This window comes from Neisseria yangbaofengii, assembly GCF_014898075.1.
GTDB classification, from domain to species: Bacteria; Pseudomonadota; Gammaproteobacteria; order Burkholderiales; family Neisseriaceae; genus Neisseria; species Neisseria yangbaofengii.
The window spans coordinates 2,620,414-2,645,607 of record NZ_CP062976.1; the positions used below are offsets into that span (position 1 = coordinate 2,620,414).

General features: G+C 46.6%; 25 protein-coding genes and 5 tRNA genes. 5 read left to right on the forward strand and 25 right to left on the reverse strand.

Annotated features, from left to right (window positions below):
• Positions 1-44: 44 nt before the first annotated feature.
• From H4O27_RS12710 to glyQ, 5 genes are all read right to left on the reverse strand, one after another.
• The gene (locus H4O27_RS12710; protein ID WP_165009112.1) at positions 45-1,562 is read right to left on the reverse strand and encodes a glycosyltransferase family 4 protein; all 1,518 of its coding nucleotides are present in this window, start codon (positions 1,560-1,562) and stop codon (positions 45-47) included.
• Between the two features lie 85 nt (positions 1,563-1,647).
• Positions 1,648-2,400 carry a glycosyltransferase family 2 protein gene (locus tag H4O27_RS12715; RefSeq protein ID WP_165009113.1) on the reverse strand — a complete coding sequence of 251 codons (753 nt, stop codon included), beginning with the start codon at positions 2,398-2,400 and terminating at the stop codon, positions 1,648-1,650.
• 36 nt (positions 2,401-2,436) lie between these two features.
• Positions 2,437-3,252: a glycosyltransferase family 2 protein gene (locus tag H4O27_RS12720; protein ID WP_165009115.1), complete on the reverse strand. Its 816-nt coding sequence runs from the start codon at positions 3,250-3,252 to the stop codon at positions 2,437-2,439.
• Positions 3,253-3,310: 58 nt separating this feature from the next.
• Positions 3,311-5,161 carry a lipid A export permease/ATP-binding protein MsbA gene (msbA, locus tag H4O27_RS12725; protein WP_165009117.1) on the reverse strand — a complete coding sequence of 617 codons (1,851 nt, stop codon included), beginning with the start codon at positions 5,159-5,161 and terminating at the stop codon, positions 3,311-3,313.
• A gap of 297 nt (positions 5,162-5,458) precedes the next feature.
• On the reverse strand, positions 5,459-6,364 hold the full coding sequence (gene glyQ, locus H4O27_RS12730) for a glycine--tRNA ligase subunit alpha (protein ID WP_165009119.1): 906 nt from the start codon (positions 6,362-6,364) through the stop codon (positions 5,459-5,461).
• 232 nt (positions 6,365-6,596) lie between these two features.
• On the opposite strand from glyQ, the gene H4O27_RS12735 reads away from it, so the two are divergent.
• On the forward strand, positions 6,597-7,130 hold the full coding sequence (locus H4O27_RS12735) for an OmpA family protein (protein WP_165009120.1): 534 nt from the start codon (positions 6,597-6,599) through the stop codon (positions 7,128-7,130).
• Positions 7,131-7,340: 210 nt separating this feature from the next.
• On the opposite strand, the gene H4O27_RS12740 is transcribed toward H4O27_RS12735, so the two are convergent.
• The 16 genes from H4O27_RS12740 to H4O27_RS12815 form a co-directional block, all read right to left on the reverse strand.
• A tRNA-Val gene (locus H4O27_RS12740) sits at positions 7,341-7,416 on the reverse strand.
• A gap of 39 nt (positions 7,417-7,455) precedes the next feature.
• A tRNA-Asp gene (locus H4O27_RS12745) sits at positions 7,456-7,532 on the reverse strand.
• Positions 7,533-7,572: 40 nt separating this feature from the next.
• A tRNA-Val gene (locus H4O27_RS12750) sits at positions 7,573-7,648 on the reverse strand.
• Between the two features lie 36 nt (positions 7,649-7,684).
• Positions 7,685-7,761 (reverse strand) — tRNA-Asp (locus H4O27_RS12755).
• Positions 7,762-7,795: 34 nt separating this feature from the next.
• A tRNA-Val gene (locus tag H4O27_RS12760) sits at positions 7,796-7,871 on the reverse strand.
• A 71-nt stretch (positions 7,872-7,942) separates the two neighbouring features.
• Positions 7,943-9,925, reverse strand: coding sequence for a cation:proton antiporter (locus tag H4O27_RS12765; RefSeq protein ID WP_165009122.1), 1,983 nt, complete (start codon positions 9,923-9,925; stop codon positions 7,943-7,945).
• A gap of 193 nt (positions 9,926-10,118) precedes the next feature.
• A complete protein-coding gene (gene fabG, locus H4O27_RS12770) occupies positions 10,119-10,865 on the reverse strand; it encodes a 3-oxoacyl-ACP reductase FabG (protein ID WP_165009124.1) in 747 nt (248 codons plus the stop codon).
• A gap of 115 nt (positions 10,866-10,980) precedes the next feature.
• The gene (locus H4O27_RS12775; protein ID WP_165009126.1) at positions 10,981-12,012 is read right to left on the reverse strand and encodes a WaaS/CpsH family glycosyltransferase; all 1,032 of its coding nucleotides are present in this window, start codon (positions 12,010-12,012) and stop codon (positions 10,981-10,983) included.
• The gene (locus tag H4O27_RS12780) at positions 12,009-13,019 is read right to left on the reverse strand and encodes a WaaS/CpsH family glycosyltransferase (RefSeq protein WP_165009128.1); all 1,011 of its coding nucleotides are present in this window, start codon (positions 13,017-13,019) and stop codon (positions 12,009-12,011) included. The genes H4O27_RS12775 and H4O27_RS12780 overlap by 4 nt, the downstream gene beginning before the upstream one ends.
• Before the next feature lie 94 nt (positions 13,020-13,113).
• Entirely contained in the window at positions 13,114-14,040 is a 927-nt protein-coding gene (gene fabD / locus H4O27_RS12785; protein ID WP_165009130.1) for an ACP S-malonyltransferase, read from the reverse strand.
• 9 nt (positions 14,041-14,049) lie between these two features.
• Positions 14,050-15,297, reverse strand: a complete 1,248-nt coding sequence (locus tag H4O27_RS12790) for a DUF1294 domain-containing protein (protein WP_165009132.1) — start codon at positions 15,295-15,297, stop codon at positions 14,050-14,052.
• Positions 15,298-15,473: 176 nt separating this feature from the next.
• Positions 15,474-16,436: a beta-ketoacyl-ACP synthase III gene (locus H4O27_RS12795; RefSeq protein ID WP_165009134.1), complete on the reverse strand. Its 963-nt coding sequence runs from the start codon at positions 16,434-16,436 to the stop codon at positions 15,474-15,476.
• Positions 16,437-16,836: 400 nt separating this feature from the next.
• Complete coding sequence (plsX, locus tag H4O27_RS12800) at positions 16,837-17,910, reverse strand: phosphate acyltransferase PlsX (RefSeq protein WP_165009136.1); 1,074 nt, start codon at positions 17,908-17,910, stop codon at positions 16,837-16,839.
• Between the two features lie 142 nt (positions 17,911-18,052).
• Positions 18,053-18,580 (reverse strand): phosphoribosyltransferase, encoded by a 528-nt coding sequence (locus tag H4O27_RS12805; RefSeq protein ID WP_165009138.1) that lies wholly within the window; start codon positions 18,578-18,580, stop codon positions 18,053-18,055.
• A gap of 145 nt (positions 18,581-18,725) precedes the next feature.
• Positions 18,726-18,905 (reverse strand): 50S ribosomal protein L32, encoded by a 180-nt coding sequence (rpmF, locus tag H4O27_RS12810; RefSeq protein WP_165009140.1) that lies wholly within the window; start codon positions 18,903-18,905, stop codon positions 18,726-18,728.
• Between the two features lie 34 nt (positions 18,906-18,939).
• Complete coding sequence (locus H4O27_RS12815; protein WP_165009142.1) at positions 18,940-19,440, reverse strand: YceD family protein; 501 nt, start codon at positions 19,438-19,440, stop codon at positions 18,940-18,942.
• Positions 19,441-19,493: 53 nt separating this feature from the next.
• On the opposite strand from H4O27_RS12815, the gene H4O27_RS12820 reads away from it, so the two are divergent.
• The 4 genes from H4O27_RS12820 (at position 19,494) to H4O27_RS13650 (ending at position 22,301) form a co-directional block, all read left to right on the forward strand.
• Positions 19,494-20,084 carry a Maf family protein gene (locus H4O27_RS12820; protein WP_165009143.1) on the forward strand — a complete coding sequence of 197 codons (591 nt, stop codon included), beginning with the start codon at positions 19,494-19,496 and terminating at the stop codon, positions 20,082-20,084.
• Between the two features lie 67 nt (positions 20,085-20,151).
• Complete coding sequence (locus H4O27_RS12825; RefSeq protein ID WP_165009145.1) at positions 20,152-20,871, forward strand: SAM-dependent methyltransferase; 720 nt, start codon at positions 20,152-20,154, stop codon at positions 20,869-20,871.
• A 600-nt stretch (positions 20,872-21,471) separates the two neighbouring features.
• The gene (locus H4O27_RS12830; protein ID WP_193004237.1) at positions 21,472-21,822 is read left to right on the forward strand and encodes an IS630 transposase-related protein; all 351 of its coding nucleotides are present in this window, start codon (positions 21,472-21,474) and stop codon (positions 21,820-21,822) included.
• Entirely contained in the window at positions 21,750-22,301 is a 552-nt protein-coding gene (locus H4O27_RS13650; protein ID WP_226883537.1) for an IS630 family transposase, read from the forward strand. Before H4O27_RS12830 ends, H4O27_RS13650 begins: the two co-directional genes overlap by 73 nt.
• A gap of 140 nt (positions 22,302-22,441) precedes the next feature.
• Here H4O27_RS13650 and yidC read toward each other — a convergent pair whose 3' ends face one another.
• The 4 genes from yidC to rpmH form a co-directional block, all read right to left on the reverse strand.
• Entirely contained in the window at positions 22,442-24,085 is a 1,644-nt protein-coding gene (gene yidC / locus H4O27_RS12840) for a membrane protein insertase YidC (protein WP_165010371.1), read from the reverse strand.
• Between the two features lie 223 nt (positions 24,086-24,308).
• Complete coding sequence (yidD, locus tag H4O27_RS12845) at positions 24,309-24,530, reverse strand: membrane protein insertion efficiency factor YidD (protein WP_165010369.1); 222 nt, start codon at positions 24,528-24,530, stop codon at positions 24,309-24,311.
• On the reverse strand, positions 24,527-24,871 hold the full coding sequence (gene rnpA / locus H4O27_RS12850; protein WP_165010367.1) for a ribonuclease P protein component: 345 nt from the start codon (positions 24,869-24,871) through the stop codon (positions 24,527-24,529). Before rnpA ends, yidD begins: the two co-directional genes overlap by 4 nt.
• A 2-nt stretch (positions 24,872-24,873) precedes the next feature.
• Positions 24,874-25,008 carry a 50S ribosomal protein L34 gene (rpmH, locus tag H4O27_RS12855; RefSeq protein WP_002214728.1) on the reverse strand — a complete coding sequence of 45 codons (135 nt, stop codon included), beginning with the start codon at positions 25,006-25,008 and terminating at the stop codon, positions 24,874-24,876.
• Between the last annotated feature and the right edge of the window lie 186 nt (positions 25,009-25,194).

Below are 25,194 nucleotides of genomic sequence, written 5' to 3' on the forward strand. Positions count from 1 at the left end.
ACGGCCATGGATTGCAGGCGGTCTGTTCAATTATAGAATCGGAATCAATATGTTTGCGGTCTCGATAAAATGCGGAAATCGGTGTAGCAACGTTGATAATCGGCTCTTGATAGTGGTGGGAAATAGTCATCAATGTTTTCCAATGTGTTGACAAAACTGTTCCAACTGTGGCGGTTTGCCAGAATATCGTGGCTGTGTTGCCAAGTCTGTTGCAGTAGAGTTTTGTCTGTCAATATTTGCTTAATACGGCGCAGGTTAGTTTCAAAGCAGTCGTTGTCGGAAAGCAGCGTATGTTCATGAATTAACTCACTAATGCCACCCACATTGTAAGAAATAACCGGTAGGCCGTTAGCAATGGCTTCAATCAATACGTTGGGTAGACCGTCGTATTGTGAGGTATAGAGGAAAGCGGCATATTGTTGCGTACTTGTAATCTGGGCGAATGAGTCATATTTGCCAAAGTATTTTACATTTTCAAGTGCCTGTAATTGCTCTAATTCTTTTCGACAAACACGCTCAGATTCACCGTAAACATGGAACTCCTGCTCAGGCATGGCCTTTGCAATTTGATATAGTAGCTCAGGGCGTTTTTGTTTGGCGATGCGACTGGCCCATAAAATTGGTGCTTTAGACAAGGATGATCCGGCATACGGGTGGAGTTTTCCCAAAAATGGGAAGTATACAGTTTTCATTAGAGCACCTAGGCCGGTAAGTTTGTTTTGTTCTTCGGGATACCATTTTGTATCACAGAATATACCTGTCATCACACGAAAAGTTTCAGGAAGATAGTGGGCATAACCGAAATAAATATTTGGCTCATATTCGTCTTCACAAAAAACGCTGGCAAACAGTTTCTTATTCATAGATTTTAATTGGTGGCCATATCTTTTGAACACTCCCCAGCCTAGTGCACAGTTGATATTATGAATACTTTGAGCAGGTATTTGTAATAATAGGCGAGCCAGCAGTTCTTCAGATTTATAAAGGTTGAGCTTAGAAGCAAACTCGTAAAAATTCAGATGGACTGTTGAGGCGGGTAAGCGATCAATCCATGTTGATTCTGTATTTTCGGTAGTGATCAGTAAAACTTTCATACCTTTTTCGTGTTGTGCATTAATGTGGTGCAGTAAGCCGAGGTCTGCGCCACCACGTTTTAGCCAAGGTGCAAGAAAAACTACATCGTAATCTAAAATTTGGAGATGTCGCATAAGTAGTCCATAGGCTTCTCCATAACTGTTATTTTCTAGATTCGGCCAAGGGCGGTGAGTGTTTTGTGATAATTGGTTAAGAAAGTCGCGGCTTGGTTGTAGTGCAGGCTCAATAGATCCTAAATCACGTAATTCTTCAATCAGGAAAGAATTGAGATTATGACCATGATGTTCCTGATGCTTGTTTTTAGGTGGTTTTGGCCACCATTCCCGACGTTCAATTTTACCACCTGCACGAATTAGCCGTTGTTTAAGTGGTGTATCAGGAAAATTCTTAACCAACGGTTTGAAAATAGTTTTCCAGAGCGCACGCACGGTAGATTTAATCATAGATTTGAATAAGTTTTTTTTCATTTTTTATTCGCGTTTATAAATAGAAATTTAGTTGGTTAAATAAGTCATTTAAAAGAGAATATGCAGACTTCAAATGGTATTAAGCTCATAAGTTGACTTTTTTGAAAAATTCAGATGGCGGAATCATAGAGTTGAATTGGAGATGTTCCTGTAACATTGAATTTTCGCGTCGACGGTAAAACAGGTAGGTTTGTTCTACTGGGCGAATTTCGACGCCAGCCGCAATGCAACGTAAATTGAAATCCCAATCCTCAAATGAAAATTTAGTTTTTTTACCAATTGTTTCGTTATATGGAATTTGACGGTATAAATCAGTACGACTGAATGAAGAAGATACCCAATAATGGTTGTTCATCATTTGTGCTTCAGGAATTTCGCGGCTGGGAACTATGGTCTGAATACCAGTATGTTTACCAAAACTTAACACGTGGCCGGGCATACATAATACGGCTTTATCACTACGGAGCTGTAGGTTTACAGATTCTTGTACCCAGTTAGCACTAAAAAAATCATCACCATCCAAAAAACCGACGTATTCTGTTTGGGTATGATCTATGCCGATATTACGTGAGGCGGATAGTGAAGCATTGTTGGTTTCAATAATTAGGTCATGGCTACTACCGTGGCCATGAAGATAATTTTTTACAGTTTGAGCAGTAAATTCTTCGGCGCAATCAAGAATGCAGATCAAATTAACATGGTTTCCTTGAGTAGCCGAATAGTTACGGATGCGCTGGAAGCCAAGTAGACTTTTGTGAGCATAGACACCTTCACCGTGGAAGGTCATAATTATAGTAGCTGGAGGTAACGTTTTTTTTGTCAATGTAGGAGATGACATTTTCTGTCCTTATTCTCGTTAAAATAATACAGTTAATCAGTTTTGTTTGCCTTTTAGGCAGTTTATCAGTTTTTTCAGGAGAGATTGTTTCGATTGTTTTCTTAGGTCGTGTATCAAATCGTAATAACCAAGTCCGTGTTTGTTGAAAAGACAGCCGTGCTTAATATATACATCTTGCCAACTTGCTTTTACAGCTTCCGTTTGGTTAATCAAGTGGTTGCTAAGGGAAGATTGGTCTTGTCGGCGACGGTAACGAAATAAGATACGATCTATTTGGTGTGCTTCTCCGCCGTATTCAAGCATCCTTATCCATAGATCCCAATCTTCGTGAGATTTTAAGTTTTCATCAAATCCACCAAGCCTGTGGAAATCTTCAGCACGATGTAGGGCAATAGCAGGTATATGATTGCCTTCTAGTAGTTTTTTCAGATTTTTATAAGGAGGTAATTTCCATAGGCCTGTTTGAGCATCGAAAAATTCGGTTTGAGGATATACCAGCTTACAATCAGGCCTACCTTCTAATACCGCTACACATTCGGAAATGTAATCAGGCAGTATTAGATCATCTGCGTCGAGAAACAGGTAGTAAGAACCCTTTGCAATCCGAGAAGCAGCATTGCGGGCAGCAGATAAGCCTTTATTGTCTTGACGTATCAAATGAATATGCGGATAGTTTTTTAGGATATTATCAAGCTGTGTTGCTTCCGTAGTATTGGAACCGTCATCAACAACAACGATTTCCAAGTTTGGATAATGTTGACTATCGACTGATTCAAGCGTTTCTGCAATGTATTTCCCACAGTTGTAATAGGGAATCATCACCGTAACAAGTGGTGTACCGCTTTGTTTCATTATGAAAACCTATGTGTCATTTGAGATGGGTCAAATCGGAAACAAGCTTTATGAAAGTTTATTCATTGATTTTAGGCATATGGCTTAATGCTGCATAATAGCCACCTTTGGCCATCAATTCGTTGTGGTTACCTTGCTCAATAATATGTCCGTCATCCATCACAATAATGCGATCAGCTTGTTCGATGGTGGTTAAGCGATGAGCAACAATGATGCTCGTGCGACCGTGCATAAGATTTTCAAGAGCTTGTTGGACAAGGCGTTCAGATTCATTGTCCAGTGCGCTGGTGGCTTCATCTAAAAGCAAAATCGGCGCATCTTTTAAGATGGCGCGTGCGATAGAGACTCGCTGACGCTGCCCTCCTGATAATTGATTACCGTTACTGCCAATAGGCATATTCCAGCCTTGTGGGTTTTGTTGTACAAAGTCCCATAAGTTGGCGGCTTTTAAAGAATTTTCTACTTCTTTCTCAGTTGCATTTGGACGGCTGTAAAGAATGTTGTTGTATAGGGTATCGTCAAATAGAAATACGTCTTGTGAAACCAGTGCAAACTGGCTGCGTAAGCTTTCGAGGGTATAGTCCTCAATGTCAGTACCATCAAGCAGAATTTTACCTGATTTAGGGGTAACGAAACGCGGCAATAGATTAACAGCAGTAGTTTTTCCGCTACCTGAACGGCCAACAAAGGCTACTTTTTCACCTGGACGAATATTCAGATTGAAGTTATCTAATGCAGGTCTGGATTGGTCGCCATATTGGACAGTGATATTTTCAAATTTCAGGCTACCATACGCACGATTGGCTACTAACTTGCCATTGTCAGGCTCATTTTTAGTGTCAAGAAATTGACAGATATCATCTGCAGCCAAAAACATTGCTTGCATAGGAATGCTGATGTTTGAAAGATTCTTAATCGGACTAACCATTTGCAGCATGGCTACAATAAAAGCCATAAATTCACCGATGGTAGTAACACCACTCTGACTTTGCCAAAGAGCAATAAAAATCACGACTGCCAAGGCTAGTGAGGCAATGAGTTCGCTAATAGGCGAACGTGCTGCGGAGGCATGGGTGATTTTTTTGGTTACGCGCAGGATTTTGTCATTGACGAATGCAAAGCGTTTTTGGGCTTCTCCATAACCACCAAACATTTTTACTACTCGGTGGCCTAAGTGTGTTTCATTTACTACATTAATCATATGAGCAATGCCAGCCTGCGCACCAAACTGAATATCTTTCAGACGGTCACGATAGTAGCGAGAAAGCCAAGATAATACCGGAAACATTAACAGGACTACTAAGCTAAGCTGCCAGTTTAGGTAAAGCAATACGCAAATAAGGCCAATTACAATCAAAGTATCGCGTGTAAGCGTTATGAATACATTACTGGCATTATTCATCACTGCAACTGCTTGCATAACAAAGCGGTTTGAGATCGTTCCCGATTGTGCTTCCTGTTGGTCTTTCGAAGAGAGCAGCAGCATTTTGGTAAATAAATCTTGCCTTAGTGAATAAGTGGCTACAGCACCTACCCATGACAGTAAATAGGAACTGGCAAAACGACAGATACCGCGTACCACAATTAGGAAAATGAAGAATACAGGTACTGCCCAAACTTTGTTTTCTGTACCCCAAATAGCATAATTAATTTGATTTTTTAAGTGGAGCAAATTATCGTACCACTGCCCGCTTGTCTGGAACATCGGAGGGGATTGTGGTGGTGCGAAGCCTTGATTGACTAGAGGCGCAATAAATGCTGCTAAATAACTTTCAGTAAATGCTACGCCTGTGATAGCGAGTAATCCGAAGAAAATTCGCATTTTATAGGGATAGACATATTTCATCAGACGCATGAAATTATGTGAATCCTCTTTGGTAAATAAGCCGAAGGTCAGTTTTTCAATCATAGTAGTACTTTTATAGTGGCTGCTTTAAAGCAACCTTGGGTTTCTAGATGGGGTTACACGTGCCTACGGTTTTACGATTGCAAAATATTTACATGCATTTGTATTTTTTACGCTTTTGTTTAATTGAGAGTTGGTTGTATTAGATGTAATTCCATGATAGGAAACGTTAATCCCAAAGTTATATGAATATAAATTTTAAGGCTCAACCATCTGTCATGGTACTGGTTAATTTCAAATTCATATTAATAATTTATTTTCAGACGGCCTTTATGATTGGGTTAAGGCCGTCTGAAATTGTTATGCTGCTTCGTTTTTAATCAATGGAAAGCCCAGTTGCTCACGGCTTGCCACGAATTTTTGTGCCACGGTGCGGCTCAAGGTGCGGATACGGCCGATGTAGGTGGCGCGCTCGGTAACAGAAATGGCTCCACGTGCATCAAGCAGGTTAAAGGTATGACCGGCTTTCAACACCAATTCGTAAGCAGGCAGGGCAAGGCTGATGTCGTCGATGTCCAGCAGGCGTTTGGCTTGGGCTTCGTAGTCGTTAAATTGGCGCAGCAGCCATTCGGCATCGCTGTATTCGAAGTTGTAGGTAGATTGTTCGACTTCGTTTTGACGGTACACATCACCATAAGTTACCGCTTGGCCGTCGGGAGTGTGTGACCAAACCAAGTCATACACATTTTCTACGCCTTGTAGATACATCGCCAAGCGTTCGATACCGTAGGTGATTTCGCCCAAAACCGGCGAACAGTCAATGCCGCCGACTTGTTGGAAATAGGTAAACTGGGTAACTTCCATGCCGTTGAGCCATACTTCCCAGCCCAAGCCCCATGCGCCCAAGGTCGGGTTTTCCCAGTCGTCTTCAACAAAGCGGATGTCGTGTACTTTCGGATCGATGCCCAGTTCGCGTAATGAGTCGAGATACAAATCTTGAATATCGGCCGGTGCCGGTTTTAGGGCGACTTGGAATTGGTAGTAGTGTTGCAGGCGGTTGGGGTTGTTGCCGTAGCGGCCGTCTTTCGGGCGGCGGCTCGGTTGCACATAGGCGGCATACCAAGGCTCGGGGCCGAGTGCGCGCAGGCAGGTGGCAGGGTGGCTGGTGCCGGCGCCGACTTCCATGTCGAAAGGTTGGATTAAGGTGCAGCCTTTATCGGCCCAGAAGGTTTGCAATTTGAAGATGATTTGTTGGAAAGTCAGCATGGCTTTTGTGATTCTGATAATCGAAAGGCGTTATTTTACTGTTTTGATGAGGTTTTGAATAGTTTTGTTCGTCGTTATCCGCGGATTTTTCAGACGGCCTTGTATGATTACTGCGATTGTTGGCGACAGCAGCATTTTTAAGATAAAAGAAGTTGCGTTACGAATACGGCTTTTTAGGTATAATGGCAGCCGAATGCTTTTTAATGGTTTAACTTAAAAGAGGAAATAGAAGATGTCGGATAATGATGATCACAAAGAACAACGTCTGGGTTTATGGATCGCCGGCGGTGCGGCGGCCTTGGCAACGGTAGTGACCTTGTTCTTTTCTGTTTGGGGTTGGGAAACCGGTAAAATCGAAGGTTCGCCGAATTATGGCCAAACCGAAATGGCTGCGCATGACCATGCTGTTGCAGGGCTGGCACATAATCTTGCTGATGACGCGGCAGCAGTATTTGTGGAAAACGGTATCGTGAAATTTTACTTTGCAACCGGCAAATCTGATTTGGCTGCCGGTGCGGAAGAAGCGTTGAAAGATGTATTGGCCGGTGTGAAAAACGGTCAAAAAGCAGTGGTATCCGGTTTTCATGATTCGACCGGTAACCAGGCGTTTAACGAGCAATTGTCTAAAGACCGTGCCTTGGCAGTGAAAAAAGCCTTGATGGGCTTCGGTGTAGCAGAAGAGCAAATTGAATTGCGTAAACCTGCGGATACCGAAGGCAGCGGCAATAATGCGGAAGCGCGCCGTGTGGAAGTGGTGTTAGAATAAAGCCGATTATTTGAAGATAATTTGAAATGCCGTCTGAAAAAAGGTTCAGACGGCATTTTTAATGAGTGGAGTGTTTTGAATTATCCGGTAAGTTCGTTTCACACTGAGTATAGATAATGCCGTTGTATTGATTGTCTCAATATTTGAGAAGGGCATCTGAAACGATAAGCATGAAAAAAGCCTTATGTATTGCATAAGGCTTTTTGATTTTGGTGGGTGATGACGGAGTCGAACCGCCGACATTCTGCTTGTAAGGCAGACGCTCTACCAACTGAGCTAATCACCCGTATTAAGAAAAGCACCGAATGACGGTGCTTTCTGATTTTGGCGCGGCGGACGGGGCTCGAACCCGCGACCCCCGGCGTGACAGGCCGGTACTCTAACCAACTGAGCTACCACCGCGCAAGTAATAGTAATTGTGTTGCTACAACTGCAGGAAACTTGGTGGGTGATGACGGAGTCGAACCGCCGACATTCTGCTTGTAAGGCAGACGCTCTACCAACTGAGCTAATCACCCGAAAAGATATTGGTAACCCCAATATCTATAAAGATTTGGCGCGGCGGACGGGGCTCGAACCCGCGACCCCCGGCGTGACAGGCCGGTACTCTAACCAACTGAGCTACCACCGCGCAAGCAATTGTGTTGCCACAACTGCAGGAAACTTGGTGGGTGATGACGGAGTCGAACCGCCGACATTCTGCTTGTAAGGCAGACGCTCTACCAACTGAGCTAATCACCCATTGACGCAAAACTGCGAAGACACTATTAAATCAAAAAACGGTATCTTGCGCAAGTTTTATTTTTGCATAATTAAGCTTCTCCCTGCAAGCTCCAGTTTTCAAAAGAAATAATTTTTTCTTGCGGGCCGGCGACGACCAAGATGTCGCCGGAAGCCAGAGTGAAATCCGAGTCAAAATCTTCAATACGGCTGGCACTGCGGCGGACAAACAATAATTTGATGCCTAAATCAGCCAAAGGCAAATCGCACACGGGATGGTCAATGGCGTAGGCTTCACCGGTCAGTGCAAAGGCATGGCGGCAGATATGTTTGTGTTCTTCGGAGAAAATGGTTTCGTCATCACTGCCGACGAATAAGTCTTCCAAGAAGGCATAGCCGCTGCGGCGGATGTTCATAATGGTTTGATGAACATGGCTGTAGGGTGATCCATTGGCCAACATGGCATAGCTGGCTAAGGCCAAACTGGTTTCTTTGGTGTCGGAAACGGCTTCTTCCACGCCCATTTCAGTCAGGCTTTTGACGTAATCGTCGTTAATGGCGCGTGCATAAACCGGCATGGTAGGATGCAGGGAAACAATGTTGTTCACCACATGTTTGGCTTCGGCCATATTGTTGAGCGTCAGAACCACCATTTTGGCGCGCCCCAGTCCTGCTGCTTCCAGCACTTCGCGTCGTTTGGCATCGCCGAATGCTACCGGTTCGCCTGCGCTGCGGGCAACTTGGATCCGTTCGACATCCAAATCCAGCGCGAAGTAGGGGATATTTTCCTGTGCCAAAATACGGCCGACAGTTTGACCACCCCGTCCGAAGCCGATGATCAAAACATGGTCGGATTTGCTCATGGTCTCGACCAGCATATGATGCAAATCCAGTGCTTTCATGTCCCAGTTGGATTTGATGAAGCGGTTGATGATTTTATCGCTGCTGCCCAGTAAGAACGGCGCGATGATCATTGACAACAACACGGCAGCAGTAGCGGCTTGTTCCAATTCGGGCGAAACCATGTTGATTTTGCTCGAAATCGACAACATTACAAAGCCAAACTCGCCGCCTTGTGCCAAATACAACGCAGCCTTCATGCTGTCGCCGACCGGATGTTTCATACGGAAGGCAATCAGGAACACAATCAATGATTTCAGCATCACCAGCATCACCAGCAACGCCAAAATCATCTGCCAATTATTAATCAGCGCTTGAATATCCAGTTTCATGCCGACGGTGATGAAGAAAAAGCCGAGCAGAATGTCGCGGAACGGGCGGATATCGTCTTCCACTTGGAAGCGGTATTCGGTTTCCGACAGCAACATGCCGGCGACAAATGCGCCCAAAGCCAGTGACAAACCTTCCAGTTCGGTCAGGTAGGCCACGCCCAATGTCACCAGCAATACGTTGATCATGAACAATTCAGACGACTTGCGTTTTGCCACCATGCGGAACCAAGGCGACATCACTTTGTTGCCGATAAAGAACAGCACACCGAGCGTCACCATCATTTTCAGGGCTGCCCAGCCCAGTTCTGCCCACAAATTGCCTTCGCTGCCGCCCGCCAGCGCCGGAATCAGAATCATCAGCGGCACCACTGCAATATCCTGCATCAGCAAAACACCCATCGACATTTGGCCGTGGGGCTGCCCCAATTCGGTTTTTTCCGACAAAATGCGGCTCACAATCGCGGTGGACGACATCGCCAATGCGCCGCTGACGGCAAACGCCCAGTTAAACGGCGTGCCCATCAGCATCAAAATGCCCATAATCGCCAACATGCTGATGACAACTTGCAAGCCGCCCAAGCCGAACACCAGTTTCTTCATCGCTTTGAGTTTCGGCAGCGAAAATTCCAAGCCGATGCTGAACATCAAAAATACAATACCGATTTCACCCAAATAATCTGTGGCGTGGCTTTTCGGAATCAGGTTGAACATGCCCGGGCCGGCGATAAAGCCGACCAACAGATAGCCGAGCATGGAAGGAATATTGAATTTGCGGCAATAGATAACGGTGATGACCGAAACCAGCAGAACGATGACGACATGCGCAAGGGAAAATTCATGCATAAAAGGCGGCTTTGCTATGAATAGATAGAAGAGTGAGCAAGGCCGTCTGAAAAAATCTTAGCAAAAACAGGGCGGGGATTTATGCAAACGGCGAAAGACAAATTATAGCAAAAACAGGGACGATTTAGGGTTTTATCGACAAAAGGCCGTCTGAAAAATATTTTTCAGACGGCCTTTCAAATTTACTTGAATATCAAGGCATCAACATGCCGCCGTTGACATGCAGCGTTTGGCCGGTGATGTATTTCGCCTGGTTGGAAGCCAAGAACAAAACCGCATCGGCGATGTCTTGCGCTTCGCCGAATTTACCCAATGAAGTTTGCGCTTCAAACATTTTGCGGGTTTCTTCCGGCAGGACGCGGGTCATGTCAGTATCGATAAAGCCGGGTGCCACGCAGTTGACGGTTATGCCGCGGCTGCCGACTTCGCGTGCCATCGATTTGGCAAAACCGATTAAGCCTGCTTTGGCAGCGGCATAGTTGGTTTGACCGGCATTACCCATCACGCCCACAACGGAAGTGATATTGATGATGCGGCCGCTGCGTTGCTTCATCATGCCGCGCAACACGGCTTTAGAGGCGCGGAAAACAGATTTTAGGTTGACTTGCATGATGTCGTCCCATTCTTCTTCTTTCATGCGCATCAACAGGTTATCGCGCGTGATGCCGGCATTGTTGACCAAAATATCCAGTTTGCCGAATTCTTTTTCAATCCCGGCAATCAATGTTTCAATGCTTTCCGGTTCGGCAGAATTCAGAACATGGCCTTGACCGTTCCATTGTGCCAAACGCCCGCTAATCGCTGCGGCACCGCTGTCGCTGGTAGCGGTGCCAATCACGATGGCGCCCGCAGCGGCTAATGTATCGGCAATCGCCGCACCGATACCGCGCGATGCGCCGGTGACCAAGGCGATTTTGCCGCTTAAATCTTGATTACTCATTCAGAATCCTTTCGTTGCGTAAAATGAAGTTTCAGACGGCCTTTATAGCATAAATAGGCTTTTTAATCTAATTTTGCAAGACTGTATGCCATCTGAAAAGATGGGGTATTTATTTTTATTTCGGCAAATCAATCGGGTGATGCGGATGAATATCTAAAATATAGCGTATCCAGTTGCCGAAGCTGTATTTCTCATAAATTTCAGACGGCATTTCATGATAAGGCTTATCCATGAATGTTTTTAATCCGTCTAAATTGTTGCCTTGCCACACGAAGATGTTATCAGGATGATAAAAATCGTATCGGGTGATGTCGGTATTGGTGGTAATCAGTTTCTTGCGGTAGCCTAAAGCTTCAAATGGTCGGAAGGATAGTCCGTTGTGAGCGGGAGTTTTAAAGTCGGTAAGAACTCTAGCTTGTGTTTGAGTGGCGTTCAGATTGTCTGCAAAACTTCTGATTCCCTGGAAAGTTTGAATATTATCAGGGTATTGTTTAGACAAAATATCGGGGGGAATATCCAAACTGCCGATATGAAAATCTAAGCTCAAGCCTAATTTTTCAGCAGCCTTGGCGAAGGTGCCGATTTCTTCAACGCGGTTAGGGTAGTGTAAACCGACAAAATATAAATCATGCTTGGGGTTGGCAGAGATTGTCGGGATATGGTCAAAATAGAAATTTGTTGCCGGTAATAGACCGGGTCGGTTAATTAAATCTGCAGGGTCAAAAACGTAAAATTTATCAAATAATCCGATATATTGGTGGATTTTTGAGAAGCGGCTTAATCCGTCCCATTGATAATTAATCATCTTATGACGAACGTGGCGTTTGATGGTTTGCAGAAAATCTTCTGTGTAAATATCGCCTCGAATAAATAAGGCATAATCTACACCGCCATATCGAGTGATTTCTTTTTCGACATGCTTGAGCAGTATTTTGGACTTTAATTTATCTTTTGCATGTCCGTCATGCAGAACGACTTGCTGAAATTTTATTTTCAGGCGGCTAAGACAAGACGGATAATGGAAATCCCGGCCAGGCTGAATGGCGCTGACCACCTGAAATCCATGATGTTTTAATGCGGTTTCTATGGTTTGATAAATCAGGTTGTCGGTTGGCATCCCGAGTAAAATAGTTGGCTTCCGGTTCATGATTCCATGATTCCTAACAGGCGGTAAAGCCAGTTTTTCAATGCATATTGCTGCTTGATTTCAGGCGGGATAGGTCGGTAAGGACGGGCTAAAAAGTCATTTAAATCATTTAAATGATTGCTGTCCCAAACAAAAATATTGTCTTCGTGATAGAAGTCGGCATTTAAGATGGTTTGATTGGTGGTAATTAATTTTTTATCGAAACGTAGTGCATCAAAAACGCGGAATGATAAGCCGTAATAATCAAACTGGGCAAAGTCGACAATGGCTTTACAGCAAGCTGCATTATGCATATTTTGTTCAAAAGTTAGGACAGTATCACGATTAAGATAAGTGATGCCGTCTGAACCAAAAGCAGTTCTGGCTCGATCATCTTTACAATAGATATGGAAATCTAAAGGAAAATGATGGCGGCGCGCTTCTTCGATGAACAGTTTGGTACGTTTTTCCCGGCGTGATTCATAGCCACCCAAAAAATACAATTGGTCATTCGGCGGGCATGTTTCAACCGGAATATCAAAGAAAAAATTGGTTGTCGGTTTAAAGCCGTATTGCGGATAACGTACGGCGTCGTTGGGATCGAAAACCCAGCAGTGATCAAAATAATCCAAATATTCAAAAATATCCGGAAAACGATCGATGCCATCCCATTGGTAATTGATGCAGATGTTACTGTGTTGCCGGATGGTGTGGATAATTTCTTTAGGATAAATATTGGCACGGATACACAAGGCGTAATCGGCTTTTTTTCCCTTTAATGCGGATAGCTTTTTTTGAATGTCATCAGAGTAGCGAAGATATTTCATTCGTTTTTTGTAATTAAGATCTTTTTTGATGACTTTTTGATAAGTGCCGTAAATTCTGCTAGTTAGATTAGGATAATAAGAATCTCTATCATCATAACAAAGGTTAATCACATCGAAGCCGTGGAAACGCAGATTTTTTTCCAAATACTGATCAAATCCGTATATATGTGGAATGGCTAAGATAATGGTTTTATTATTCATCTTTTTGTCATAATGTTGAAAGTTTATAGACATTTCAGACGGCCTACTCCCGTTTCCCGGCCGTCTGAACATTCTGCCATGAGATGAAATTAAATCAATGCGCTTCAACAAAAGCCTTAACGCTATCGCTAGAAACCAACGCGCTGCATACGGCTTCTTTGTTGATGCGTTTGGCCAGGCCTGCCAATACTTTGCCCGGACCGCATTCGGCAGATTCGGTGATGCCTTCGTTAACTAAGGCATTGACAGTTTCCGTCCAGCGCACAGGGCTGTAGAGTTGGCGAACCAGTGCATCTTTAATGGCTTCGGGTTCGTCGTAAGCGGCCACATCGGCGTTGTGAATTACACGGATTTTCGGTTGCTTGATGTCGGCTGTTTTCAAGGCTTCGGCCAATTTCTCGGCAGCAGGTTTCATTAGGCTGCAATGTGAAGGTACAGACACTGGCAGCGGCAGGGTGCGTTTGGCGCCGGCTTCTTTAGCGGCAGTCATGGCACGTTCTACGGCGGCGGCATTGCCGGCGATGACCACTTGGCCGGGTGAATTGAAGTTAACGGCTTCGGCTACTTCGCCTTGTTCGGCAGCCGCGCAGATGGCTTTGACTTGTTCGTCTTCTAAGCCCAAAATTGCTGCCATAGCGCCTACGCCTTGCGGCACGGCCGATTGCATTAATTCTGCACGCAGGCGAACCAGTTTCACAGCATCGGCAAAGCCTAATGCACCGGCGGCAACCAATGCGGTGTATTCGCCCAAGCTGTGACCGGCAACCACGACCGGTGCTTTGCCGCCGGCTTCTAAATGGGCGCGGTAGGTGGCCACTCCGGCAGCCAGCATAATTGGCTGAGTGTTAACGGTTTGGCCAATCAACCCGGCATCTTCCCCGTTAATCATCGCCCACAAATCTTGGCCCAATGCGGCAGAGGCTTCATCGAAAGCGGCTTTAACGACGGTTTGTTCGCTAAAGCCGTTCATCATTCCTAAACTTTGCGAGCCTTGGCCGGGAAAGAAAAATGCAAAAGACATGATATTCCTTTAATTTCTTAATCTTAATAATGAGAGAAGAGGATTATCTGCGTAATGTATCAGTAGGGCATAGGTTATGGCAATATTTATTGTTACGGTCAGCCAAAAAATGCGGATAAAACTGATTTTGCTGGTTTTGTGATTGTAAACGGCGCGCGAAACCAAGGCACCGGGCCAGCCGCCAAGAGCATCAAGAATATGCAGGTTTTTTTCGGGAATTCTGCCTTGATATGCTTGTTTTTTCTTTTTTGAAGTTTGCGCGATTTGTTTGTCAAATTTATACATCAGGTAAGACACGACGCTGACGGCAAAATACAGTCCGGCCAATATCTCGGAAACGGATGCCACGCACACGATAAACGCGACGGCAATCAGGCTGTTGATTAAAAATTTCGGCATATTGGCGCTGTAAAGTTTTGGGTGGTTGTAATCTGAAGGGAAGTCATCATACAGGAAAGCTTCATCGCCGCGCAAAACCACTTTGGCCGCTTTTTGGCGTTCTTCTTTAACCGTCGGTTTGCAATAAAAGCTGACGCTTTGACCGATTTTCGGGCGAGCGGTGGCGTAGTGGAAGCCGCTGATGTGGAAGAACACGGTTTGCGCCTCGCTGCCATAGCGGATAAAGCCGTAGCCTTTGGCATCATCCCATGAGGTAATTTCACCGCTTAATACTTGATTTACCGGAAGGACGGCCAAGGTTTCGGGTGCTTTATAAAGCTTGTAAATGCTTTCAACAATACGCGGTTGCTCGGTAGGCAAAACCGCTGTATCTGTTGCAGCTTCGGTTGAGGCCGTCTGAAATTGCGATTCTGCTTCCGGCGGAGGTAAAAAGGTGGCATCAGCCATCATCCATTGGCCGTTTTCGTGTTGGAATAAATTTCCTTCGAACTGATCGCCGATTTCGGGCACGCGGCTTTGGTCGGCTAGAAATTGGCCCAAGATGAAAATCGGTGACGGGTTGCCTTCTTGCCTGCCGAAGCCGCCGTTTTGCATAAAATCCCAGTCGGCAATGGTAATGATGGTTTTTTGTGCAACAGGCGTTGCGCGCTCGGTAAGGGTGATGTTTTGGGCGGAAGGTTTGTGCTGGCTATGGTCAAGGTTGAAGCATACGCGGTCGCCCGTTTGCGGCGTAAGATAACCTGCGGCCAATGATAGGCCGTCTGCAAAGATGCGCTGTCCGATGTCGGTCATGATGGTGCCGCGTTGCATGTCGTTGAACCAATGAAGAATTGTCCCGTAGTATTTTTCTTGAGTCATTTTTATTATCTAAAATCGGTTGTTGGATGTAAAAAGTTATAAGCGGTCGATTATACTGATTTATTATAAAAATGTGCACTCCGGTTGCATAAAAAATACCGTTTATGCTAATTTTCTTGCATTGCGTTGCAAGTTGTGCATAACGGTATTTTGTACTGCGGATAGTTGAGCGGATATCAGTATTTCACCAATACCGCCCCCCATGCGAAACCGCCGCCGATGCCTTCGAGCAGCAGGTTATGACCGCGTTGGATTCGGCCGTTGCGGATGCCATGGTCTAGAGCCAATGGAATTGATGCGGCGGAAGTGTTGCCGTGATCTTGCACGGTGAGGATGACTTTATCAGTATTCAAGCCCAAGTGTTTGGCGGTGGCGTCAATAATGCGTTTATTGGCCTGATGCGGTACTAACCAGTCGATTTGGTCTTGTTCGTAGCCGGCTTCGGTAATGACATCATCAGCCACTTGCGACAGCATTTTCACGGCGAATTTGAATACGCCCGGGCCGTCCATTTTCAGGTAAGGTGTGCCGCAGATTCGGCCGTTGGCGATTTGCACCGGCACATTCAATAAATCCAGATAATTACCATCGGCTTTTAATTTGCTGTGGATAATGCCGGGCTCGTCTGACGCGCCCAAAACGACTGCGCCGGCACCATCGCCGAACAGTACGCAAGTGGTGCGGTCGTTCCAATCAAGAATACGGCTGAAGATTTCTGCACCGATGACCAACACGTTTTTGGCCATGCCGCTTTTGATGTAGGTGTTGGCTATGGTTAAGGCATACATGAAACCCGCGCACACGGCTTGTACGTCAAAAGCAGGGCAGCAATTGGTGATGCCGAGTTTTTGCTGCACGATGGTGGCGGTTGAGGGAAACTGCATGTCGGGTGTAGTGGTGGCGACAATGATTAAATCAATATCGTCGGCGGCAAGCTTGGCCGATTCCAGTGCGCGTTGTGCGGCTTGTACCGCCAAGTCGCTGGTTTTTTCGTTGTCGGCTGCAATATGACGGAATTTAATACCGGTGCGCGTGGTAATCCACTCGTCGGAAGTATCCACTTTTTTCGCCAAATCATCGTTGCTGACGCGGTTGGCGGGAAGATAGCTGCCGGTGCCTAAAATTTTGGCATATTGCATAATGAAAAGCCCTTTGAAATGATTGGAACAGATTGCCGTATTGTAAGCGAAAAATCAGGATTTTTGTAACAAAAAACCATTGCTTTAATAAAGGATTAGGTAAATTCTTTTAATTAAGATGACTAATCATTTTAAGACCGGGGCTTTTGCTAAATCCCCCATCTTTGGCACATTTCTTCGTTATGCACTGCCCGAGAACTTGCCTATCTTTGTGATATGTCTGCGCTTTCTGCGCTGCGCCCACTTCGAACTGGGCTCAAATCCGCGGTTTTGCAAAAGTCTCAGGCCGTCTGAATGTTGGGTTTCGGACGGCCTTTTGTACAGGATGATTTTGGAGATCTGTGCTTTAAATTCTGATGAGGCACATTCATGCCGTCTGAATTTAAAGATAATTTGCCGATTAAGGGGTGCTGATATGGGAGGCACCGCTATCCAAGGCTTCTTGTTCGCGTACTTCTTCCAAAGCAGCCAATTGTTCGGCCACGCCTTGTTCGATTTTGGCTAAGCCGGCAGATTTGGCTTCGTGATAGGCTTCTTCCAGCGCATACATAAAGCCGATTTCATCGGTGCCACCGTGGCTTTTGATGACCACGCCGCGCAAGCCTAAGAAAATCGCGCCGTTGAATTTACGCGGATCGAGCTTGGCTTTCATGCCTTTGAGTGCAGGCAGGGCGGTAACGGCAGCCAGTTTGTTAAACAGATTGCGGTTAAATTCATGCTTTATTTCACCGCTCATGAATTTCACTGCGCCTTCAATGGTTTTCAGCATGATGTTGCCGACAAAGCCATCGGCCACGACCACATCTACTTGATCGTTGAATACTCCGTTGCCTTCGACGTTGCCGATAAAATTCAATTTGCTGTTTTTGAGCAGCTTGAAGGTTTGCTTGACTGTTTCCGTACCTTTGATGTCTTCCGTGCCGACATTGAGCAAACCGACGCGCGGCCGGCCTTTTTCCGGATACATCGCCTGGACTAATTCGCTGCCAATCACGGCAAACTGGGTGAGCTGATCGGCACTGCAATCCACGTTGGCGCCCAAGTCCAGCATCATTGTGAAATGGTTGGCATTGCTGGAAGGCATGAATTTGGCTATGGCAGGGCGCTCGATGCCCGGAATGGTTTTGAGCACAAAGCGGGCAGTCGCCATCAGGGCACCGGTATTGCCGGCGGATACGGCAGCTTGCGCGTTGCCTTCTTTCACTTGATTGATGGCCACGCGCATAGACGAATCTTTTTTGTTTTTCAGTGCCAATTGCGGCGCTTCGTCCATTTCAACCACTTGGCTGGCCGCAATGATGCTGATGCGATCCATCGGGGCATTGGCGGATTTTAATGCTTGCTGAAGGGCGGCTTCATCGCCGACCATCATTAAGTGCACGTTGGGCTGCTTTTTCAGAAAAGCAATGGCACCCGGCACGGTAACCGTTAAGCCGGCGTCACCGCCCATGGCATCTACGGCTAATGTAATCATGTTGTTCTCCGTTTTGTGTTTCAGACGGCCTGATTGAATGTTCAGGCCGTCTGAAAACAGAAATGCCGTGAATAGGCGACATTTCTTAAGGAAGGGTTGCGCTGCTTGATACGATTGTATTTGGCAGCAATCCATCGAAATATCAACTGCGGCTTTGTGCGGCTAATTCGTTATGCCCGTCGATGTCGATTGCATCCCATGGGTAGTTGATCCACCAGTCTTCTACGGTAATGCCGCTGAAATAAGGGATATTTTCCGGCAGTTTGCCGACTTTCGCTTTGATTTTTTCGTGTAATACGGCTACGCCGATGCTGCCAAAATTTTCTTTCATCAGTTCGGTCAGGCAAAATTCCATGGTCACGCGGCTGTCGTCCACTTCGTCAACGACCAACACGTTTTTGCCTTTTAAGGCTTCCGGCAAAGGATCGAGCCATTGCACTTTTTTTACTTCTTCGGTTACCTGACCTTCGTTGTCACTGTCGTAATAGGCAGTGGTGACGGCGTAAATCGGGATTTCCAAAAAGCAGCGCAACATTCGGGCAGGGATAAAGCCGCCGCCGCCGATGGCAATCATGGCATCGTATTTAACGCCGGAATTTTGGATTTTTTCAGCCAAGCCTTTGATCACACGATGAATATCATCGTATGTGTACCAGATTTTCTGAGTCATTTTAACGTCCCGATTGAGAAAATGTAACGAATGAGCGGCGGTTTGGTTTTTATGTGCTTGCTGCCGTTCATTCATATCAGAGATGTAACGTAAAAAAGCCAGCATTGCAGGGCAATATTCTGGCTTTTTCAGTTAGTCGAATAAATTATTCGACTTTGGCTTTAACCACTTTGCGACCACGGTACATGCCGTTAGGTGAAATGTGGTGTGGGCGGTGTACTTCACCGGTGTTGCTGTCAACAGACAGAGCAGGTGCAGTCAGCGCATCGTGTGAACGGTGCATACCGCGTTTTGAAGGGGATTTTTTGTTTTGTTGAACGGCCATTTCAAGCTCCTAGATAAATAATACTGTGTCCTAATTAGCTGTTTTTCAAGTCTTTTAAAACAGCGAAAGGGTTGGGTTTGTCCTGATTGACGTGTTCCAGCGAAACATTGTTGCAGTCTTCGTGACGCGGTGAAAACGGTAAAGCCATCAGGATTTGGTCTTCAACCAATTCTCGCACATCAAGCGATTTGGTTATCAGCATACCTTCCAATTCCTCATCGGACAGCATGGCATCATCCAAATGCTTGTCATCGGCAAACAAAACAATGCGGCTGGTTTCGTTGAGTTTGAACGGCATAGGCTTCACGCAACGCTGGCAAAGCAGCGGCATATCGGCGCGCACCGTCAAATCAAGAAACAGTCGCTGCAAGCGGTCGCGTCCGCCTTGCAGCGTAAACGAAACTTTGGTTTGCTTGTCAGCCGGATATTCGTGCGACCAAACACGTTCGTCCAACTCATTGAGCAGGAAACTGCCTTGCAGATTCTGCTTTTCGGCGGCGAAAACTTCTGGGTCAATCAAATTAGGGTCTAACATAAACGGGGTATGATATAATTTCGGCAGTCTAACGTCAATATTTTTAAGAAAAAATGAGTGAAAAACTGCCATTAATTTTAGGGTCGGGTTCGGTATTTCGCCGCGAGCAACTGGCGCGTTTGGGTTTGGCTTTTCAGACGGTTTCGCCGGATTTTGATGAAACACCGATTAAAGGAGAACACGCCCAAAGCACCGCCTTGCGTTTGGCAGCAGGCAAAGCACGCTCGTTGGAATCCCGATTTCCGAACGCACTGATTATCGGTGCCGACCAAGTGGCATGGTGCAATCAGCGTCAATTAGGCAAGCCGATGAACGTGGCGAATGCACAACAAATGCTGGCCGAACTCAGCGGGAAACGCATAGAATTTTACAGCGCAATCGTGCTTTTGAACACCGTTTCCGGTCGTATGCAGCAGCATGTTGACCACACTGCCGTCACCATGCGCGAATTAACTGACGTACAAATCCGCCGTTATCTTGAGCGCGAGCCTGATGCCGTGTATTGCGCCGGTGCGGCCAAAAGTGAAGGTTTGGGCGCAGTTTTGTTGGCCAAAATCGACAGCACCGATCCCAATGCGCTTATCGGCCTGCCGATTTTCCGCCTGATTGATTTTTTAAACAATGAAGGCGTGGAAGTGTTGTAAGGCCGTCTGAAAAGGTGATGAAGCCGTCTGAAAGGTTCAGACGGCCTATTTGAATAGAAAGTAAATCATGCCCCCCGTTTTATACCTGATTCCTACCCCTTTAGGCGCACCGGATACACCGTGTTTGCTGCCGCACGAGCAAGCGCAGATTATCGGCTTGACCGATTTTGTCGTGGAAGCCGAGAAAACTGCCCGCACGCATTTGAAACACTTGGGCGTGACCGCACCCATCCGTGAGCTGAATCTGCAAACACTCAACGAACACACCGATTTGAAAGCCCTGCCCGAGTTGCTCAAGCCCTTACAAGAAGGCCGCAGCATGGGTATTGTCAGTGAAGCCGGTTGTCCGGCGGTGGCGGATCCGGGGGCGGATTTGGTGGCATTGGTGCATCAGCACGGCTTTGAAGTGCGGCCGTTAATTGGACCGTCCAGCTTATTGCTGGCCTTGATGGCTTCGGGTGCAAATGGGCAGAGCTTTGCTTTTAAAGGCTATCTGCCGTCTGAAAAAGGCGGGCGCATCGAAGCCTTAAAAGCCTTAGAAAAACGCAGCCGCAGCCAAAATGAAACTCAACTCTTCATCGAAACTCCATACCGAAACGATGTTTTGCTGGCGGACGCGCTGGATAATCTGCACACCGAAACGCGCCTGTGTATTGCTTGCGATTTAACACTGTCGACACAAACCATCATCAGCAAAACGGTAGCCGGTTGGAAAAAAATGGGTGAATTACCGAATTTGAAAAAACGGCCGACGATATTTGTGTTGCATGCGGGACGGGCTGTCTGAAAGTTTGTATAGGTTGTGCCGCTTTCAGACGGCCTGTCATGACGATCTGAAATGGCAAAAGGAATGCTTGATGAGAACAAGAAATTATTTGCGTATCCTGCTGCTGGGCTGCGCTTCATTTGCCTATTCCTTGAGCATTTATAGTGAATCCACTTTAAAATAGTACGGCGTTGGTTCGCCTAGCCGTATTATCTATACTGTCTTCGGCTCACCCGCCTTGTCCTATTTTAAAGTGAATCCACTATAATTTTCTTTTGCATCAATGCGAGGGTAGCAGGTGCGTGTGACCGAACAGGATGGAAAATTCCGTTATCAGTTCGGTAAACCCAAGCATGCGGAATTGGCGTTTGAAAACGACCGGCAGGAAGCGATTGGCCGTTACCGCGTTGGGGTGGTATCGGTCGTGATTTGTGGGCGAATTTGGTGCTGCAAAACGGTGATTACCAATATACGCCGTTTTCGTCGATGGATAGATTGTCGCCGCGTCATGAAACGGTCTACGGGGTTGCGGTGAACAGGCCGGTGAACGGTGAAGAGCAGTATGTCACGCAGGTAAAGTGCAGTATAGCAAATAAACATAATCTTCGATACAATTCCACCATGGCCTATTCAGAAGACTTCAAACAACTCGTACTCAAAAAACTCCGTCAAGGATGGACGATTCGCAGAGCCGCAAAAGAATTCGGCATCGCCATCTCCACCATCACACTTTGGAGACGCCCTCCGGCTCCTCAAGCCCCTCCAAAGCAACGGAAAACCCGCAAAATCAGCGTCCAAGCACTGCTCGAAGATGTTGAGCGTTATCCCGATGCCTATTGCTATGAAAGAGCGCAACGCTTTGGCTGTTCCCATACTGCCATACACAAAGCATTAAAGCGATACAACATCAGCTACAAAAAAAGACCAACCGCCACCCGAAAGCCAACAGAGGGCTCAGAAAAAACTTCCTGAAGTTACTGCACCGCTACATCCGCCGTAACCGTCCGGTTGTTTATTTAGACGAGAGCGGATTCAGAACATCCTGTTACCGGCCTTACGCTTATGCGCCAAAAAGCCGGCGCTGTTATGCGCTCCATGATTGGCAGGGACATCATCAGACCAATGCTATTGGGGCGTTATTTCACGGCAAACTGTTTGCCGTCGGGTTGTTTGATTGCAGTATTGACCGCCGAATATTTGACGCTTGGGTGGAGCGGATTTTGATTCCGGAGCTACCGCAAAACAGTGTGGTGGTGATGGATAATGCGACGTTTCATAAGGGGAATGCTTTAGCACTTCTGAAGGAGAAAGGCCATACTGTGTTATGGCTTCCGCCCTATAGCCCTGATCTGAATCAGATAGAGAAAAAGTGGGCTTGGATTAAAGGTGTTAGGAATCGGCTGCGAATTATGGATGTGGATTGTCTGTTTCAGATGTGTATCGATAAATAAGTTTGTTTGCTATAAGAAGCGTAAAATTGTGGCAAATTTTCCGGAAGAATTGATGTTTTAATCACCATGTGCCGTCGGTTGAATCATACAAAAAGGCCGTCTGAAAAATCATTTTCAGACGGCCTTCGTTTTATTTCGCATTAAGAAACCACTTCGCCTTGGGCTCGTTGTTTTTCAATGCTTTTGTTGATGTACCATTGTTGGGCGATGGTCAACAAGTTGTTGACTACCCAGTACAGCACCAAGCCCGCAGGGAAGAAGAAGAACATTGCCGAGAAAATCAACGGCATAATTTTCATCATTTTCGCCTGCATAGGGTCGGTTGGCGGCGGGTTCAGATAGGTTTGGACGAACATGGTCGCGGCCATAATCAGTGGCAGGATAAACCACGGGTCAGGGCGGCTCAAGTCTTGAATCCAGCCCAGCCAAGGTGCTTGGCGCAATTCTACCGAAGCGAACAATGCCCAGTACAAACCGATGAACACAGGAATTTGCAACAGCATAGGCAAACAGCCGCCCAGCGGGTTGATTTTCTCGTCTTTATACATCTGCATCATGGCTTGTTGCTGTGCCATACGGTCGTCGCCGTATTTGTCTTTAATCGCTTGCAGCTTAGGTGCAACGGCGCGCATTTTCGCCATCGAGCGGTAAGAAGCGTTGGTCAGCGGATACAGCACGGTTTTGACGATGATGGTCAAGGCAACAATCGCCCAGCCCCAGTTGCCGATCAAATCGTGCAATTCGTTCAACAGCCAGAACAGTGGTGAGGCAAACCAATGCACTTTGCCGTAGTCTTTGGCTAATTGCAGGTTGTCGGCTACTTGTACCAAAGTATCGGTGGTTTGCGGGCCGGCATACAGGTTCATCACGGCTTGGCTGTTGCCGTTGGCCGGAATGGCGGTTAACGGCACGCTCACGCCGGCGCTGTAAAGATTGTCGTTGCGGCGTTTCAGGTCGATTTTGCAGTCGCCTTGGGCGCAGACGGTTTGGCCGTCTTTCGGCTGCAGAATCCAAGCGGCCATGAAGTGATGCTCAATCATACCCAGCCAGCCGGTTTTGGTTTGACGGGCATATTCGGCTTCGTTTCTGCCGGATTTAGCATCGTCATCCAAGTCGGAAAAATCGACTTTTTGGAAGTCGTCTTCAGGGGTGTACACTGCCGGGCCGACGTAAGAATGGGTGAAGTAGCCTTGGCCTTCCGGTTTGCTGTTGTCGCGCACGACATTATAGTTGGCCGACAGATTGACCGGATGGGCGGCGCTGTTGGCCACATCAAAGCGCACGTTCACCAAGTAGCTGCCTTTGGTGAAGGTGTATATTTTATCGATTTTTAGGCCGTTGGTTTCCGGGGCGCTCAAGCGTACTTCGACTTTGTCGCCGTCGAGCGCGTAGTCTTTTTGTGCGGCGGTAAAGTTCACGCCTTTTAAGACATTATTGCCTTGCGCATCCAGTAATTCGGATTGGGCAACGTAAGTGTATTCTTTGCTGTCGTTAAACAAAACGAAGTTTTTGCTTTCGTCACCGGTGGCTTGGTATTTTAACAAAGCCAGGCGGCGCAAATCCCCGCTTTTTTCATCGATCACGGCTTTCACGGTATCGGTGGTCACGGTAATCGGTGCGGCGGCGGTGAGTGCGGCTTCATTTTGGGCAACGGCCGCCTGCTGTTGCTGCCGGGCGGTTTGTTGTTGTGCCGGTGTCGGTTTTGGTGATGGGAAGAGTTTTTCCCAGCCCGTCAAAATCAACAAGGCGATGGCAAAAAATGCCATAAGTCTTTTGAAATCCATAAGAAATTCCTGGAATTGCTGGATAGGTAAATAAAGTGCCGAATATTGCTTCAGACGGCATTATATAGAAATCACTGAGAAATAAAAGGAAATCATGCCGATAAGCGATGATTCCCATGAAGACGGGTATGAAGGCATTCCCATATTTTCAGACGGCATCTATATAGTGAGCAGTAAAACGGGAAGCAGAATAAAAGAAAGAGAATCCCGCTTAATGGCAATTTTAAGGCACGGGATCGTGGCCGGAGCCGCCGAAAGGGTGGCAGCGGGCGATGCGTTTCAACGCCAGCAGGCCACCTTTAAGAGCCCCATGTTTCTGAACGGCTTCTACGGCATATTGCGAACAAGTCGGCGTGAAGCGGCAGCGCGGCGGAATAAGCGGGCTGATGGCATATTGGTAAAACCGAATCAGCAGCAGCATCATTTTAGCCAAAGGCGATTTCATCGGTGTTTCCGCATCATAAGTTGGGCGAGCTGATCGCGGGCTTCGGGCGCGTTGTCCCGCGTAAACAAGCAGCGCACCTGCACCACATAATCATGCGGCGGCAGTTGGTCGCGGTGGCGGCGGAACCAATCGCGAATCACACGTTTCATGTAATTGCGTTTATTGGCGCGTTTGGCGGTTTTTTTGCTGACCACCAAACCTAAGCGCGCATGGCCCAAGCCGTTGTCACCGGATTGCGAAACATGCAGTAAACCGCGGCTTTTGCGGTTTCTCAACGCAAAAACGGATGAATAATCATCCGTTTTTAATAAGCGATACTGCTTGCCCAAGCCGTAATTCAAGATTACACGGCCAAGCGTTTGCGGCCTTTGGCACGACGTGCGGCCAATACTGCGCGACCACCGCGGGTTTTGGAGCGAACCAAGAAACCGTGGGTGCGTTTGCGTTTGGTAACGGAAGGTTGATAAGTGCGTTTCATGTCTTTTCCTAAAAAATCGGTAGAACTAAACCGTGGATTACACCCCAATTTCAGGCTTTTGTCAATCAATATAGTGACTTCGTTTATTCGGATGGGCGGAATGTGTTGGATTTAACATTTATTAAAACGTAAGACAAGGGCGGCGATATACGCAAGCGGCGCGATGAAGTCGGATAAAGCTGCCGA

Coding starts and splice junctions, on each gene's coding strand:
- H4O27_RS12710 (WP_165009112.1), bottom strand. CDS start 1,562: ATGAAAAAAAACTTATTCAAATCTATGATTAAATCTACCGTGCGTGCG.
- H4O27_RS12715 (WP_165009113.1), bottom strand. CDS start 2,400: ATGTCATCTCCTACATTGACAAAAAAAACGTTACCTCCAGCTACTATA.
- H4O27_RS12720 (WP_165009115.1), bottom strand. CDS start 3,252: ATGAAACAAAGCGGTACACCACTTGTTACGGTGATGATTCCCTATTAC.
- msbA (WP_165009117.1), bottom strand. CDS start 5,161: ATGATTGAAAAACTGACCTTCGGCTTATTTACCAAAGAGGATTCACAT.
- glyQ (WP_165009119.1), bottom strand. CDS start 6,364: ATGCTGACTTTCCAACAAATCATCTTCAAATTGCAAACCTTCTGGGCC.
- H4O27_RS12735 (WP_165009120.1), top strand. CDS start 6,597: ATGTCGGATAATGATGATCACAAAGAACAACGTCTGGGTTTATGGATC.
- H4O27_RS12765 (WP_165009122.1), bottom strand. CDS start 9,925: ATGCATGAATTTTCCCTTGCGCATGTCGTCATCGTTCTGCTGGTTTCG.
- fabG (WP_165009124.1), bottom strand. CDS start 10,865: ATGAGTAATCAAGATTTAAGCGGCAAAATCGCCTTGGTCACCGGCGCA.
- H4O27_RS12775 (WP_165009126.1), bottom strand. CDS start 12,012: ATGAACCGGAAGCCAACTATTTTACTCGGGATGCCAACCGACAACCTG.
- H4O27_RS12780 (WP_165009128.1), bottom strand. CDS start 13,019: ATGAATAATAAAACCATTATCTTAGCCATTCCACATATATACGGATTT.
- fabD (WP_165009130.1), bottom strand. CDS start 14,040: ATGTCTTTTGCATTTTTCTTTCCCGGCCAAGGCTCGCAAAGTTTAGGA.
- H4O27_RS12790 (WP_165009132.1), bottom strand. CDS start 15,297: ATGACTCAAGAAAAATACTACGGGACAATTCTTCATTGGTTCAACGAC.
- H4O27_RS12795 (WP_165009134.1), bottom strand. CDS start 16,436: ATGCAATATGCCAAAATTTTAGGCACCGGCAGCTATCTTCCCGCCAAC.
- plsX (WP_165009136.1), bottom strand. CDS start 17,910: ATGATTACATTAGCCGTAGATGCCATGGGCGGTGACGCCGGCTTAACG.
- H4O27_RS12805 (WP_165009138.1), bottom strand. CDS start 18,580: ATGACTCAGAAAATCTGGTACACATACGATGATATTCATCGTGTGATC.
- rpmF (WP_165009140.1), bottom strand. CDS start 18,905: ATGGCCGTTCAACAAAACAAAAAATCCCCTTCAAAACGCGGTATGCAC.
- H4O27_RS12815 (WP_165009142.1), bottom strand. CDS start 19,440: ATGTTAGACCCTAATTTGATTGACCCAGAAGTTTTCGCCGCCGAAAAG.
- H4O27_RS12820 (WP_165009143.1), top strand. CDS start 19,494: ATGAGTGAAAAACTGCCATTAATTTTAGGGTCGGGTTCGGTATTTCGC.
- H4O27_RS12825 (WP_165009145.1), top strand. CDS start 20,152: ATGCCCCCCGTTTTATACCTGATTCCTACCCCTTTAGGCGCACCGGAT.
- H4O27_RS12830 (WP_193004237.1), top strand. CDS start 21,472: ATGGCCTATTCAGAAGACTTCAAACAACTCGTACTCAAAAAACTCCGT.
- yidC (WP_165010371.1), bottom strand. CDS start 24,085: ATGGATTTCAAAAGACTTATGGCATTTTTTGCCATCGCCTTGTTGATT.
- yidD (WP_165010369.1), bottom strand. CDS start 24,530: ATGAAATCGCCTTTGGCTAAAATGATGCTGCTGCTGATTCGGTTTTAC.
- rpmH (WP_002214728.1), bottom strand. CDS start 25,008: ATGAAACGCACTTATCAACCTTCCGTTACCAAACGCAAACGCACCCAC.